General features: G+C 71.0%; 14 protein-coding genes. 8 read left to right on the forward strand and 6 right to left on the reverse strand.

Features of this window, described 5'->3' with window-relative positions; all coding sequences use genetic code 11:
- Positions 1-45: 45 nt before the first annotated feature.
- The 4 genes from B7C62_25995 to B7C62_26010 all read left to right on the forward strand — a co-directional run bounded on the left by B7C62_25995 (position 46) and on the right by B7C62_26010 (position 4054).
- Positions 46-1320: an MFS transporter gene (locus tag B7C62_25995; protein ID ARF75318.1), complete on the forward strand. Its 1275-nt coding sequence runs from the start codon at positions 46-48 to the stop codon at positions 1318-1320.
- Between the two features lie 10 nt (positions 1321-1330).
- On the forward strand, positions 1331-1840 hold the full coding sequence (locus B7C62_26000; protein ARF77376.1) for a MarR family transcriptional regulator: 510 nt from the start codon (positions 1331-1333) through the stop codon (positions 1838-1840).
- 99 nt (positions 1841-1939) lie between these two features.
- On the forward strand, positions 1940-2266 hold the full coding sequence (locus B7C62_26005) for a hypothetical protein (protein ARF75319.1): 327 nt from the start codon (positions 1940-1942) through the stop codon (positions 2264-2266).
- A gap of 87 nt (positions 2267-2353) precedes the next feature.
- Entirely contained in the window at positions 2354-4054 is a 1701-nt protein-coding gene (locus B7C62_26010) for a methylmalonyl-CoA mutase (GenBank protein ARF75320.1), read from the forward strand.
- Between the two features lie 78 nt (positions 4055-4132).
- Here the strand turns inward: B7C62_26010 and B7C62_26015 are convergent, their stop codons facing one another.
- Together B7C62_26015 and B7C62_26020 are read right to left on the reverse strand one after the other, a co-directional pair.
- Positions 4133-5500, reverse strand: coding sequence for a diacylglycerol kinase (locus tag B7C62_26015; protein ID ARF75321.1), 1368 nt, complete (start codon positions 5498-5500; stop codon positions 4133-4135).
- A gap of 119 nt (positions 5501-5619) precedes the next feature.
- Positions 5620-6246 carry a TetR family transcriptional regulator gene (locus B7C62_26020; protein ID ARF75322.1) on the reverse strand — a complete coding sequence of 209 codons (627 nt, stop codon included), beginning with the start codon at positions 6244-6246 and terminating at the stop codon, positions 5620-5622.
- Between the two features lie 564 nt (positions 6247-6810).
- Here B7C62_26020 and B7C62_26025 point away from each other — a divergent pair.
- Positions 6811-7779 (forward strand): co-chaperone YbbN, encoded by a 969-nt coding sequence (locus B7C62_26025; GenBank protein ID ARF75323.1) that lies wholly within the window; start codon positions 6811-6813, stop codon positions 7777-7779.
- Positions 7780-8066: 287 nt separating this feature from the next.
- On the opposite strand, the gene B7C62_26030 is transcribed toward B7C62_26025, so the two are convergent.
- A complete protein-coding gene (locus tag B7C62_26030; GenBank protein ID ARF77377.1) occupies positions 8067-8390 on the reverse strand; it encodes a hypothetical protein in 324 nt (107 codons plus the stop codon).
- Positions 8391-8442: 52 nt separating this feature from the next.
- Here B7C62_26030 and B7C62_26035 point away from each other — a divergent pair, with 52 nt between their 5' ends.
- The 3 genes from B7C62_26035 to B7C62_26045 all read left to right on the forward strand — a co-directional run bounded on the left by B7C62_26035 (position 8443) and on the right by B7C62_26045 (position 11107).
- Positions 8443-9096 carry a cholesterol esterase gene (locus B7C62_26035; protein ID ARF75324.1) on the forward strand — a complete coding sequence of 218 codons (654 nt, stop codon included), beginning with the start codon at positions 8443-8445 and terminating at the stop codon, positions 9094-9096.
- Positions 9097-9186: 90 nt separating this feature from the next.
- On the forward strand, positions 9187-9756 hold the full coding sequence (locus B7C62_26040; protein ARF75325.1) for a hypothetical protein: 570 nt from the start codon (positions 9187-9189) through the stop codon (positions 9754-9756).
- The gene (locus B7C62_26045) at positions 9746-11107 is read left to right on the forward strand and encodes a hypothetical protein (protein ID ARF75326.1); all 1362 of its coding nucleotides are present in this window, start codon (positions 9746-9748) and stop codon (positions 11105-11107) included. The genes B7C62_26040 and B7C62_26045 overlap by 11 nt, the downstream gene beginning before the upstream one ends.
- A 72-nt stretch (positions 11108-11179) precedes the next feature.
- Here B7C62_26045 and B7C62_26050 read toward each other — a convergent pair whose 3' ends face one another.
- From B7C62_26050 to B7C62_26060, 3 genes are all read right to left on the reverse strand, one after another.
- Positions 11180-11662 (reverse strand): VapC toxin family PIN domain ribonuclease, encoded by a 483-nt coding sequence (locus tag B7C62_26050; GenBank protein ARF75327.1) that lies wholly within the window; start codon positions 11660-11662, stop codon positions 11180-11182.
- Positions 11652-11930, reverse strand: a complete 279-nt coding sequence (locus B7C62_26055; GenBank protein ID ARF77378.1) for a prevent-host-death protein — start codon at positions 11928-11930, stop codon at positions 11652-11654. The genes B7C62_26050 and B7C62_26055 overlap by 11 nt, the downstream gene beginning before the upstream one ends.
- 169 nt (positions 11931-12099) lie before the next feature.
- Positions 12100-13527, reverse strand: a complete 1428-nt coding sequence (locus B7C62_26060; GenBank protein ID ARF75328.1) for a pyruvate kinase — start codon at positions 13525-13527, stop codon at positions 12100-12102.
- Positions 13528-13575: the final 48 nt, after the last annotated feature.

Genomic DNA, 13575 nt, shown 5'->3' on the forward strand with positions numbered 1-13575 from the left:
CCGAAAGTCTAGAACGCGCCGCCCGCCCGGCCCAGGCTGCTGCGCATGTCCCCCGTGCCCTCCTCCACCCCGCCCACCGGCTACCGCGCTGTGTTCGCCGTCCGCGAGTTCCGGGCCGTCTTCGCCGCCCACCTGCTCTCGCTCCTCGGTGTCGTCGTCAGCGAGCTCGCCCTCACCGTCCTCGTCTACGACCTCACCGGCTCCCCGCTGCTCAGCGCGCTGACGTTCGCGCTGGGGCTGCTCCCGTACGTCATCGGCGGCACCCTCCTCGCCGGGGTCGCCGACCGCTACCCGGCCCGCCGGGTCCTCGTCGTCTGCGACCTGATCTGCGCGGCCTGCGTCGCCGTGATGCTGGTGCCCGCCACCCCGGTCGCCGGACTCCTCTCGCTGCGCTGCCTGGTGGCCGCCGTCGCGCCGGTCTTCACCGGGACCCGGATGGCGGCCCTCACCGACATCCTGGGCGACGGCGACCTCTACGTCCTCGGCCGCTCCCTCCTGCGGATCGTCTCGCAGAGCGCGATGCTCATCGGCTTCGGCCTGGGCGGGGCGCTGCTCACCGTGCTCTCCCCGCGCGGGGCGATCACCGTCACCGTCGTCACCTTCCTCTGCTCGGCGGCCTTCCTGCGCTTCGGCACCCGCGACCGCCCGGCCCGCGCCGGGAGCGGCTCCGCCACGCTGCTGCGGGAGTCGCTCTCCGGGGCGCGCCTGGTGCTGGGGAACCGCCGGGTCCGGGCGCTGCTGCTCCTGCTCTGGCTGCCCGCGATGTTCGTGGTGGCCCCGGAGGCGCTCGCCGCCCCGTACGTGGCGGAGATCGGCGCCGGTCCGGCCGCCCTCGGGCTGCTGCTCTGCGCGATGGCCGTCGGGCATGTGGGGGCCGAGCTCTTCGTGGGGTCCGTGCTCCGGCCCCGTACCCGGACCCGGATCGTGCTGCCGGTCGCGGCCGTGGGGCTGCTGCCGCTGGTGGTGTACGTGGTGCGGCCGGGGCTGCCGCTCGCGCTGGCCGCCCTCGCGCTGGCGGGGATGGGGGCGGCGTACGTCATCGGGCTCGACCAGTGGTTCGTGGACGCCGTGCCCCCGGAGCTGCGGGGCCGGGCCATGACGCTGCTCACCGCCGGGCTGATGACGGTCCAGGGCCTCGGGATGGCGCTGGCGGGGCTCGCGGCCGAGTTCTTCCCGGTGCACCACGTGGTCGCGGCATGCGGAATCATCGGTACCGTCGTCTCGCTCCTCGTGGTCGCCGAGGTCCGCCGAACGGCCCCTGGACAGATGTCCGATACCGAAAGGCGAGACGGGGCTGACCGGCATATGACCAGTGGGTAAGGTCGGTGCCGTGCCGAAGCCGCTCAGCCTTCCCTTCGATCCCATCGCCCGTGCCGAGGAACTCTGGCACCAGCGCTGGGGGCCCGTGCCCTCCATGGGGGCGATCACCTCGATCATGCGGGCCCAGCAGATCCTGCTCGCCGAGGTCGACGCCGTCGTCAAACCGTACGGACTCACCTTCGCCCGGTACGAGGCGCTGGTGCTGCTCACCTTCTCCAAAGCGGGCGAGCTGCCGATGTCCAAGATCGGCGAGCGGCTGATGGTGCACCCCACCTCGGTCACCAACACCGTGGACCGGCTGGTGAAGTCCGGGCTGGTGAGCAAGCGCCCCAACCCCAACGACGGCCGGGGCACGCTCGCCTCCGTCACCGACAAGGGCCGCGAGGTCGTCGATGCGGCCACCGGGGACCTGATGGCGATGGACTTCGGACTCGGGGTGTACGACGCCGAGGAGTGCGCGGAGATCTTCGCGATGCTCCGGCCGTTGCGGGTGGCCGCGCAGGACTTCGACGAGAGGTGAGCGGGCCGTCCCCCTGACGCGGGGCCCGCGTCAGGACCGCCGCTGTCGACGGAGGGCCCGCGCGAAGATCGCCCCGGGCGCCCCGTTACGCTCGTGTCCATGAAACAGAACGTGCTCACCCGCTACCGGGTGATGGCTTACGTCACCGCCATCTGGCTGCTCGTCTTCACGGTGGCGATCATCGCGAAGTACGGGTTCGACACCGGCGACACCATGGTGATCTCCCAGATCCACGGCGTGCTGTTCATCGTCTACGTCATCTTCGCCTTCGACCTCGGCTCCAAGGCGAAGTGGCCGTTCGGCAGGCTCCTGTGGGTGCTGGCGGCCGGCTGCATCCCCTTCGCCTCCTTCTTCGTCGAACCGAAGGTCAGCCGCGAGGCCCAGGCGCTGGTCGACAAGACGGCCCCGGCGCCCGCGAAAGCCTGACCGCACGGCACCCCGCACCGCCCCGCGCGAAAGCGCCGGGCGGTTTGCCATCGACATTTAGTAGGACGTCCTAGTAAATTCGAAGGTATGGACGCTGACGCGATCGAGGAAGGCCGCCTCCGCTGGCAGGCCCGTTACGACAAGGCCCGCAAGCGCGACGCGGACTTCACCACGCTCTCCGGGGACCCGGTGGAGCCCGCGTACGGGCCCCGCCCCGGCGACACGTACGAGGGGTTCGAGCGGATCGGCTGGCCGGGGGAGTACCCCTTCACCCGGGGCCTGCACCCCACCGGCTACCGGGGCCGTACGTGGACCATCCGCCAGTTCGCCGGTTTCGGCAACGCCGAGCAGACCAACGAGCGCTACAAGATGATCCTCGCGGCGGGCGGCGGCGGGCTCAGCGTCGCCTTCGACATGCCGACGCTGATGGGCCGCGACTCCGACGAACCGCGCTCGCTCGGCGAGGTCGGCCACTGCGGGGTCGCCATCGACTCCGCCGCCGACATGGAGATCCTCTTCAAGGACATCCCCCTCGGTGACGTCACCACCTCGATGACGATCAGCGGTCCGGCCGTCCCGGTCTTCTGCATGTACCTGGTCGCCGCCGAGCGCCAGGGCGTCGACCCGGGGGTGCTCAACGGCACGCTCCAGACCGACATCTTCAAGGAGTACATCGCGCAGAAGGAGTGGCTCTTCCAGCCCGAGCCCCATCTGCGTCTCATCGGCGACCTGATGGAGCACTGCGCCCGGGACATCCCCGCCTACAAGCCGCTCTCCGTCTCCGGCTACCACATCCGCGAGGCCGGGGCGACGGCCGCGCAGGAGCTGGCGTACACCCTGGCCGACGGCTTCGGCTATGTGGAGCTCGGCCTCTCCCGGGGCCTGGACGTCGACACCTTCGCGCCCGGGCTCTCCTTCTTCTTCGACGCGCACCTGGACTTCTTCGAGGAGATCGCCAAGTTCCGCGCCGCCCGCCGCATCTGGGCCCGCTGGATGAAGGAGACGTACGGCGCGAAGACCGACAAGGCGCAGTGGCTCCGCTTCCACACCCAGACCGCCGGGGTCTCCCTCACCGCGCAGCAGCCGTACAACAACGTCGTACGCACAGCCGTCGAAGCCCTCTCCGCCGTGCTCGGCGGCACCAACTCGCTCCACACCAACGCCCTGGACGAGACCCTCGCGCTCCCCTCCGAGCAGGCCGCCGAGATCGCGCTGCGCACCCAGCAGGTGCTGATGGAGGAGACCGGGGTCGCCAATGTGGCCGACCCGCTGGGCGGTTCCTGGTACGTGGAGCAGCTCACCGACCGGATCGAGGCCGAGGCCGAGAAGATCTTCGACCAGATCAAGGAGCGCGGCACCCGGGCCCACCCCGACGGTCAGCACCCCATCGGGCCGATGACCTCCGGCATCCTGCGCGGCATCGAGGACGGCTGGTTCACCGGCGAGATCGCCGAGTCGGCCTTCCAGTACCAGCAGGCGCTGGAGAAGGGCGACAAGCGGGTCGTCGGCGTCAACGTCCACCACGGCTCGGTCACCGGCGACCTGGAGATCCTCCGCGTCAGCCACGAGGTCGAGCGCGACCAGGTCAGCCAGCTCACCGCCCGCAAGGCCGCCCGGGACGACGCCAAGGTGAGCGCCGCGCTGGACGCGATGCTCGTCGCCGCCCGCGACGGCTCGAACATGATCGCGCCGATGCTGGACGCGGTACGGGCCGAGGCCACGCTCGGCGAGATCTGCGGGGTGCTGCGCGAGGAGTGGGGCACGTACACGGAGCCGCCGGGCTTCTGAGGCCCTGAGTTACGGGGAGGGGGCCCGGCCCGGGTGGCTGGGCCCCCTCCGTGCGCGCGGGCCGGACACCCCTTCGCGCTATCCGTCGGCCGCCGTACGCGCCGGTCGCCCGAACGCCAGGCGCAGCAGCCGCCGCCAGTCCACCGGCGGGGCCGGAGCCACCGTTCCCGGGCGGTCGCGCGGCACCAGAACCCGCAGCGCCCCCGGGCGCAGCGCGCACACCACCGGCGTGGGCATCCGCAGCGCCTCGCCGTCCACGGCCACGGAGATCTCGTCCGCGTCGGCGGTCACCTCCACCCGGCGCCCGGTCAGAGCGGACAGCCCCTGCGACTGCGTCCCCCACACGGCGAGGTCCGCCGCGTGCACGGCCCCCTCCACCTTGACGGCGAGCACCCCCAGCACCCCGCCGTCGAGCCGGGGACGGCGTCCCGCGCCGCTCAGGACGTCGGGGGATGCGTACGGGTTGTTGCTGACCAGCAACGCCTGCCGGCCGTCGAGCGCGCCGCCGTCCACGCGCGCGTCCAGCCGCCGCGCCTCGTCCCCGGTCAGCAGCTCCGGCAGGAGCTCCAGGGCCGTCCCGGTCTTGTTGTCGCGGTACTCGGGGTGCTGGACGACATCCGCGTACACCCCGAAGGAGACGGTGTTCACGAAGGCGCGGCCCGCCACGTCACCGAGGTCCACGCGCAGCTCCTCGCCGTCGGTCAGCGCCTCCAGGGCCCGGGACGGGTCGGCGCGGTCCAGCCCCAGGTCCATGGCGAAGTGGTTGCGCGTACCGGCGGGGATCACCAGGAACGGCACACCGTGCTCGGCGGCGACGGCCGCGACGAGGGCCTGGGTGCCGTCGCCGCCCGCCACCCCGAGGAGGTCGGCGCCCTCGGCGACGCCCCGGCGGGCGAGGTCCGCGACATCGGCGGGGGCATCGGGGTCGAGCAGGACCACCCGCGCGCCCAGCTCCTCCGCCCGCCCGACGAGCCCGAACCGCTCCACCTTCCCGCCCCCGGAGACCGGGTTCATGATCAGCACCGGCCGCTCGGGCCGTACCGCCGCCACCGCCCGCATCGGCTGCTCCGGCCGCGACCGGCGCAGCGCCGCCCGGGCGCAGGCCAGCGTCGCGGCCCAGCAGAGCGCCAGCAGCAGCGCGAGCAGCCACAGCCCCTCGAAGGTGAGGAGCACCAGCACGGCGGCCGGAGCCGCGACCGCCAGCAGGGCGCCGAGGAACCGTACGAACCCCCGGTGGGCCAGGAACCCCCACAGCCCGACGACACAGAGCACCAGCCCGAGCAGCCCGCCGCCCAGCACCACCAGGCTGCCTTCCCCGACGGCGAACGCCAGGACGAGCACATCACCGACCAGCCCCAGCACCGCCAGCCGGGCCAGCAGCCGCGCGATCCCGTCACCGCCGGGTGCCGCCGCCCGGCTCCGGCCCTCTCCGCCGTGTCGTCCCATGTCTCCGTCACCTCTCCCGGCCGTCCGTCACCGTCCAACCTGCCCGCCTCCGGCCGGAAGGGCATCGCGGGCGGGCCGACCGGGGAGGGTTCCGCGCGGGCCCCTCGGAACGCCGACGCCTACGGCTCCTGCGTGCCCGCCAGCCCGAGCAGCAGCAGGGTGGTGAAGCCGCTCGCCCATTCGGCGTCCACCGGTTCGGCGCTCACCAGCGTGCGGTGCACCACGGCCCCGGCGATCACGTCGAAGATCAGGTCCGCGTTCCGGGTGGCGGTGGAGGCGTCGGCCTCGTACCGCAGCTCGCCCCGGGCCTGGGCGCGCTCCCGCCCCAGGAGCACCAGCCGCTTCTGCCGGTCCACGATGGCCGAGCGGATACGGCGGCGCAGCGAGTCGTCCCGGGTGGACTCGGCGACCACCGCCATCAGGGCCGTACGGGTCTCCGGCCGCTCCAGCAGCGCGGCGAACTGGAGCACCACGCCCTGCACATCGGCGGCCAGGCTGCCCCGATCGGGGAGTTCCAGCTCGTCGAAGAGGACGGCGACCGCGTCCACGACCAGCTCGTTCTTGCCCGCCCAGCGCCGGTACAGGGTCGTCTTGGCGACCTTGGCCCGGGTCGCCACATCGCCCATGGTCAGCTTCGACCAGCCGAGGTCGACCAGGGAGGCGCGCGTCGCCTCCAGGATCGCGGCGTCGGCCTCGGTGGAACGCGGACGTCCGGTCCGGCTGGTCGGGGAGTCGCTGCTGCTCATGATGCGGCGACCATACCGGCCGGTAGGGATGATCGTTCCCCGCAGGTATCCGTGAGACAGATCACCGGGATGGCCTGTTCCGGCAGGCCCATCGGCCGTTACGCTACGACCCGTAGCGTAAGGAAGGCGGCCGGGCCGCCCCCGTACGCCTCGGAACGAACGAGCGACAGCCACCGGGGTCTTCACCGAGACCCCAGGCTCCGGGTGGGGACCCGGAGCCGCACGGACCGGCCGGATGGGGATCTGGACGGTCCACCGGGCCTTCAGATCCGGAAGGTCCACCCGGGTCTTTCAGGGGCCCGTTTCCGCACCACCGGGCTCCGGCACGGTCTCCGCGGACCCCGTCGAAGGGTCTACGGGTTCCACCCGGGGCCGATGGGTTTCCGCCAGGGTTCCACGGGTTCCGCGAGGGGTCCGCCGGGGTCTTCGCGGAGCCCCGCCGGGGTTCTTCGGGGCCCCGGGACCGTCTCGGTCCGCCCGCCCGGCACTCCGGCCGGTGCCGCGGACCGGTCAGGTTCCCGTACCGCTTTCCGGAACGGCGTGCTCAGGGGGGAGGATGTACGTATGCAGCCTAGGAACATGTCCATGAGCGGCGTCGTCGATCTCGCCGCTGTCAAGGCGGCCGGCGAGGCCAAGGCCAAGGCGGAGCAGGCCCGCGCACAGGCCGCCCGCACGGGGGGCACCGGCGCCGTGGCGCCCGCCGCCCTGGTGATCGACGTCGATGAAGCAGGCTTCGAGCGCGATGTCCTCCAGCGCTCCGCCGAGGTGCCCGTCGTCATCGACTTCTGGGCCGAGTGGTGCGAGCCGTGCAAGCAGCTGGGGCCCCTGCTGGAGCGCCTGGCCGTCGAGTACAACGGCCGCTTCCTGCTGGCCAAGGTCGATGTCGACGCCAACCAGATGCTGATGCAGCAGTTCGGCATCCAGGGCATTCCGGCGGTCTTCGCCGTCGTCGCCGGGCAGGCCCTCCCGCTCTTCCAGGGCGCGGCCCCCGAGGCCCAGATCCGCGAGACCCTGGACCAGCTGATCCAGGTCGGCGAGCAGCGCTTCGGCCTCACCGGGATCGCCGTCGACCCGGACGCCTCCGCGGACGCCGCTCCGGCCGAGGTGCCGGCCGGTCCGTACGACGCCCTGCTGGAGGCCGCCGCCTCCGCGCTCGACGCCAATGACTTCGGCGGCGCCGTGCAGGCGTACAAGAACGTGCTCACCGACGACCCGGGCAACCCGGAGGCCAAGCTCGGGCTCGCCCAGGCGGAGCTGCTCGGCCGGGTCCAGAGCATGGACCCGCAGGCGGTCCGCAAGGACGCGGCGGAGAACCCGGGCGATGTGAACGCCCAGATCGCCGCCGCCGACCTGGATCTGGTGGGCGGTCATGTCGAGGACGCCTTCGGGCGGCTCGTCGAGGCGGTCCGCCGCACCGCCGGGGACGAGCGGAACACCGCCCGGCTGCGGCTGCTGGAGCTCTTCGAGGTGATCGGTCCGGAGGACCCCCGGGTCACCTCCGCCCGTACGGCTCTGGCACGCGTCCTGTTCTGATCGCGCGGACCGGTCCGCTTCTGATCGCACCGACCGTGCTGACCGTTCCGCCGATTGTGCCGATGTGACAAGACGGCCGCGCCACCCCTCGGGGAGCGCGGCCGTCTTGCGTCCGGGTGCCAAGAGAGGCCCCTGCTTTACCAAATCTTGACAAAGCAACGTGCTGTTACTGACGGTAAGTCAAGGTGGCTGCTCTGTCCTGTTTCCGTTGAGTTTCCCGTCATTTCGATGTCCCTTTCGTGCCACCCTGTGTGGCCGTGTGATGTCGCCCGGTCGCGGCTCGGTTATCAGGTCGTTACTGGCAAGTAACGACCCCCCTTGTGCGGCGGCCCCGAATGCACCACGATCGGCCACGCTCGGTCCCATCCCTTCAGCCCGGTCTCCAGCCGGTGCCGAGGGCCTGTTGGGTCCCCACCGAGTGGGCCGGCGGCAGTGGCGCCGGCCGTGGACAGGGGGGTTCCCGCCGACAGGCGGGGCCTGTCCGACCGGCTGCGCACACCGTGCAGCCAGTGGTTGTCGCTCGGGGGTGAACGCCGGTGGATCGGATGCGGGACATGCCTCCGTTTCCAGGCGCTCTCCTTCCCGAGGACGTAGCACTTCTCCCATCCCAGGCCGGTTCTTCTCTCCGGCCGGAGATGTACGTCCGAGAAGAAGGAGCAAGGTATGAGTTCCCAGGTTCGCGGTGGGACGAGATGGAAGCGGTTCGCTCTGGTCATGGTGCCGAGCGTCGTCGCGACGGCGGCGGTGGGTGTCGGTCTCGCGCAGGGCGCGCTGGCCGCGTCGTTCAGCGTGTCCGGCCAGGAGTTCAAGGTCAGGACCGACCGGCTGGAGGGCAAGAACTTCGTCCAGTACGGCAGTGTCGCGACCGGCAAGGACCTCGAGGGCAAGGACGCGACGCACGCGGTCGCGGTGTCGGGCTTCAGCAGCGCCACGATCACCAACATGTGCCAGTCGGTGGTCACCCCGAAGGTGCCCGTCCTCGGCAACGTCAGCCTTGAGCTGAGGGCCGGGACGAACCCCGACAACCCGGTGAGGGCCACCAACCTCTACCTGGATGTCTCCCAGCTCGACGCGGACGCCGAGTTCAAGAACATTGACATCGGTGTCGCGGCCGGCTCGCTGAAGAAGAAGGGCGACCCGGAGAGCATAGGCATCCAGCCCGGAACGCAGGCGAAGGAGGAGGGCTTCGCGCAGCGCGCCGACGAAGCCGTCCTGACGAAGGTGAAGCAGACGGCGTGGGCGACCACGGCCGGCACCTTCAAGCTCAGCGACCTGAAGCTGAGGCTGCACACGGGCGACAAGAAGGAGTGCTTCTAGCACCCGCCCGGGTGGCCGGACCCGCCCCGGCGGGTCCGGCCACCCCCCTCCTCTTCTCACCGCAGTACCGGTTCCAGGGAGCTGTTTTCCATGAGCCCCGAGTCCACAGGGCAGAACAAGCACAACTTCACCGCCTACCGGCGGGGATTCCGGACCTGGCGGGGCGACCGGCCGTTCTGGGCGGGTCTGTTCACCATGCTGGGCGGTGCGCCCATCGCCTACTTCCCGTACGCCGACCTCAGGCTCGGCAATATGACGCTGGCGATGTCCACCACCGCCGGCGCCGGGTCCCTCATCATCGGAATCCTGCTGATCACGCTGGGCCTGACCATGTGGTTCCACAGCATCGTCCGGGTCTTCGCCGGTGTGGCGGCCATCCTCCTCGCGCTGATCTCCCTGCCCGTCGCCAACATCGGCGGCTTCCTGATCGGATTCCTCTTCGCGCTCGTCGGCGGAGCCCTGTCCATTTCCTGGGCGCCGGGCGTACCGAAGGCGGACGAGGAGGACCCGTACGCGGACCCCTCGCCCCTGGACGAGCGCCGGCCGGAGGGCCCCGGGCACGCCGAGGGCGCCCTGCACGGCGCGGCCGTCCCGCAGCAGCAGGTGGGTGACCACGACGCGGCCTCCGGCCATGACGGAGGGACACACCGTGCGGGGTGACGAGAAACAGCGGCCGGAGGCGTACGCGGACGACGGCCTCCCGGTCCGCAAAGGGCCCCGTCACGCGGCTCCCAAGAAGTCGCTGCTGACGAAGCTGCACATGCCGAGCGGCAGGAAGGCGTTCGCGCTCGCCGCGATGCCGACCGCCGTCTTCGTCGGCATGGGCCTCACGCCCAAGCTCGCCATGGCCGACGGCAACCCCGACATCCCCTTCGCCCCGGGCCCGTGCGTCACCCGGTCCGACGAACCGGAGGCGACCGAGTCCCCGAGCCCCTCCGCCTCCCCGACCCCGTCGGCGACGCCCACGGACGAGCCGGGCCGGGACGGCAACGGTACGGACGAGGAGCCCGGCCAGGACGGCACCGGCGCCCCGAAGCCCACGGAGACCGCCCCGGCCCCCGAGGACCCGGCGGCCGGGCAGAAGCCCGACGAGGCACGGAAGCCGGAGACGCGGCAGCCCGCCGAGGAGCCGAGCCCCACCCCGACGCCCACCACGTCCAAGAACCCGCTCGACCCGCTGGGCCTGGGCGACGCCCTCAGGGACCTCTTCGACCCGAACAGGGGCAAGGACAAGGACGGGGCGGAGGAGAAGCCCGCGGCACCCGCGAGCCCGTCCCCGAGCCCCACGGCGGAGTCCCCGAAGCCGGAGGCCGACCAGAAGACCCCCGAGAAGTCACCGGAGAAGTCCCCGGAGAAGCCGCGGGAGAAGTCCCCGGCGAAGGACGCGGCCGACAGGACCGCCGACGCCATCCGCGAGGCGGCCGAGAAGGCGGGCCGGGACGTCGAGGAGCTGGGCGAGGACGCCAAGGGACTCGACCCCAAGAAGGACGAGGACATCCCGGACGGCGCCAAGCCCCGCTTCCCCTGCCCCGAATCCGACCCGGAGGCGCTCGCCGCGGCGGCCCTGGAGCCCGGCATCCCGCTGGTCCCGGCCGACCCGTGGGTCCTGGAGTCCTCGCTGCTCACGCTCAACGGGCTGGACTACAAAGGGATCGTCGAGGTGAAGAAGGCGGACGGCAGCATCAAGAAGGTGCTGAAGTTCACCGCGAGCTCCATCGACATCAGGGACCTCCACCAGCTCACCGTCGGCCCGGCGGGCACGACCGGCCATGTGAAGTCGCGCCCCGGCTCCACGTCGACCATCCGCAACGGCACGGTGACGATGTACACGGAGGAGCTGAAGGGCAACCTCTTCGGCCTGATCCCGATCACCTTCAGCCCGCAGACCCCGCCCCCGCTGAACGTGCCCTTCGCCTTCTTCACCAAGGTGAGGGTGGTCCAGGCCGCCCAGTTCGGCGGCACGCTCAAGGTCCCGGGCCTGGAGAACTACCTGGAGCCCGGCAGGCGCTAGCCGCCCCCCGATCCCGTACGGGAGCCGCACAGAGCCGTGGGCCGTCCCCCTCACCAGGGGTACGGCCCACGGTCATCGGTCGTGGAGAACAGCGGGCCGCGTCACCGGCACCACCGTGAGCAGTTCGTCCAGCCCCCGGAAGTCGTCGGGGTTGGTGGTGAACAGGGGAAGGTCTTCGGCGATGGCGATCGAAGCGATCATCAGGTCCGCCACGCGCCTTCTGGGCTTGCGGCCCGAGGAGATGACGGCCGCGCACACCCTGCCGTAGACACGGGCCGCTTCCACGTCGAAGGGGATGGGATCGAATTCGCTCTCCGCCCGCTGGAGGACGTCAAGTCTTCTGCCGCGCTCCGCGTATTCGTCGTAGTCGCTCTGCTCATCGTTCCTGCGGACTTCGTGCGGCCCGGCGGAGAGTTCGGCGAGCGTGACGGTGGTGATCCCCACCTCGGCGGGCAGTTCCTCCGGGGCGATCCACTTCCGCAGGATCATGATGCTCGTGTCGAGCAGGCCCCGCTGGTGGACGACGGACGCGCCGGGCGAAGGCTCAGTCGGCATGCCGGTCGTCCTGTCCCTGTTCGGCGGTGATGCCCTGGTCCTCACGGAAGGCATCGAGCGAGATGTCCGGGGCCGACCGGGACAGCGCCGAGAACTCCTCGCGGGGTACGAAACGCCTACGCCGCCGCAGTGGGATCAGTTCACCGATGCGGTGACCGTCGCGTGTCACGGTGAACGCCTTGCCGTTCTGCACGGCGTCCATGATCTCTCTTGACCTGTTGCGGAGATCCCTTTGGGTGATCTCGGGCTGGGCGCTCATGGCAACCACGATACCGAGGCATGCCGCAGTGTGCCACAGGGTGCTACGGCATGCCTCGGCCCTGCGCATGACGACCTCGTACGCATGACCCGAGCGGACCGAGCGGGCCCGAAAAGCCCGAAGGGCGGCGCTCCGGATCGCTCCGGAACACCGCCCCACGGGCTCGATCAGCGAGGAACTAGCCCTGCTCGCCGCCCAGGTGGTGCACCCGGACCATGTTCGTGGTGCCGGGGATGCCGGGGGGCGAACCGGCGGTGATGACCATCGTGTCGCCGGTGGTGTAGCGGTTGAGCTTCAGCAGCTCCGCGTCGACCAGGTCGACCATCGCGTCGGTGTTGTCCACGTGCGGGACCACGTACGACTCGACGCCCCAGCTCAGGGCGAGCTGGTTGCGGGTGTTCTCGTCCGTGGTGAAGGCCAGGATCGGCTGGGCCACCCGGTAGCGGGAGAGGCGGCGGGCGGTGTCACCGGACTGGGTGAAGGCCACCAGGGCCTTGCCGTTGAGGAAGTCCGCGATCTCACAGGCGGCACGGGCCACCGAACCGCCCTGCGTACGGGGCTTCTTGCCGGGGACCAGCGGCTGGAGGCCCTTGGAGAGCAGCTCCTCCTCGGCGGCGCAGACGATCTTCGACATCGTCTTGACCGTCTCGATCGGGTACGCGCCCACCGACGACTCGGCCGACAGCATGACCGCGTCCGCGCCGTCCAGGATCGCGTTGGCGACATCGGACGCCTCGGCGCGGGTCGGCCGCGAGTTGGTGATCATCGACTCCATCATCTGGGTCGCCACGATCACCGGCTTGGCGTTGCGGCGGCACAGCTCGATGAGGCGCTTCTGCACCATCGGGACCTTCTCCAGCGGATATTCCACCGCCAGGTCGCCACGGGCCACCATCACACCGTCGAACGCCATGACGACGCCCTCCATGTGCTCGACCGCCTGCGGCTTCTCCACCTTGGCGATGACGGGGACCCGGCGGCCCTCCTCGTCCATCACCTTGTGGACGTCCTTGACGTCGTCGGCGTCCCGGACGAAGGAGAGGGCGACCAGGTCGCAGCCCATCCGCAGGGCGAAGCGCAGGTCCTCGACGTCCTTCTCGGAGAGGGCCGGGACGTTGACCGCCGCGCCGGGCAGGTTGATGCCCTTGTGGTCGGAGATGACCCCGCCCTCGATGACGATGGTCCTGACCCGGGGGCCCTCGACCGCGACGACCTTCAGCTCGACGTTGCCGTCGTTGATCAGGATCGGGTCGCCCTTGGTGACATCGCCGGGCAGGCCCTTGTAGGTCGTGCCGCAGATCGACTTGTCGCCGGGGACGTCCTCGGAGGTGATGGTGAACTCGTCCCCGCGGACCAGCTCCACCGGGCCCTCGGCGAACTTCGCCAGCCGGATCTTGGGGCCCTGGAGGTCGGCGAGCACGCCGACCGCGCGGCCGGTCTCGGCGGCCGCCTTGCGGACGCGGTCGTAACGGCCCTGGTGTTCCTCGTGGGAGCCGTGGCTGAAGTTGAAACGGGCCACGCTCATGCCGGCCTCGATCAGAGCGACGAGCTGCTCATGGGAGTCGACGGCGGGACCGAGGGTACAGACGATTTTGGAACGGCGCATGAGGCGATCCTATCGGTTTGTTTCGGCGCGGAATATTCCGTCTGGTGG

The organism is Kitasatospora albolonga (assembly GCA_002082585.1).
In the GTDB taxonomy this organism is placed as follows: domain Bacteria; phylum Actinomycetota; class Actinomycetes; order Streptomycetales; family Streptomycetaceae; genus Streptomyces; species Streptomyces stephensoniae.

Excerpts from the sequence above, each read along its gene's own strand:
- B7C62_26060 (ARF75328.1), bottom strand. The coding sequence starts at position 13,527 with ATGCGCCGTTCCAAAATCGTCTGTACCCTCGGTCCCGCCGTCGACTCC.
- B7C62_26010 (ARF75320.1), top strand. The coding sequence starts at position 2,354 with ATGGACGCTGACGCGATCGAGGAAGGCCGCCTCCGCTGGCAGGCCCGT.
- B7C62_26020 (ARF75322.1), bottom strand. The coding sequence starts at position 6,246 with ATGAGCAGCAGCGACTCCCCGACCAGCCGGACCGGACGTCCGCGTTCC.
- B7C62_26035 (ARF75324.1), top strand. The coding sequence starts at position 8,443 with ATGAGTTCCCAGGTTCGCGGTGGGACGAGATGGAAGCGGTTCGCTCTG.
- B7C62_26005 (ARF75319.1), top strand. The coding sequence starts at position 1,940 with ATGAAACAGAACGTGCTCACCCGCTACCGGGTGATGGCTTACGTCACC.
- B7C62_26015 (ARF75321.1), bottom strand. The coding sequence starts at position 5,500 with ATGGGACGACACGGCGGAGAGGGCCGGAGCCGGGCGGCGGCACCCGGC.
- B7C62_26040 (ARF75325.1), top strand. The coding sequence starts at position 9,187 with ATGAGCCCCGAGTCCACAGGGCAGAACAAGCACAACTTCACCGCCTAC.
- B7C62_26050 (ARF75327.1), bottom strand. The coding sequence starts at position 11,662 with ATGCCGACTGAGCCTTCGCCCGGCGCGTCCGTCGTCCACCAGCGGGGC.
- B7C62_25995 (ARF75318.1), top strand. The coding sequence starts at position 46 with ATGTCCCCCGTGCCCTCCTCCACCCCGCCCACCGGCTACCGCGCTGTG.
- B7C62_26025 (ARF75323.1), top strand. The coding sequence starts at position 6,811 with ATGCAGCCTAGGAACATGTCCATGAGCGGCGTCGTCGATCTCGCCGCT.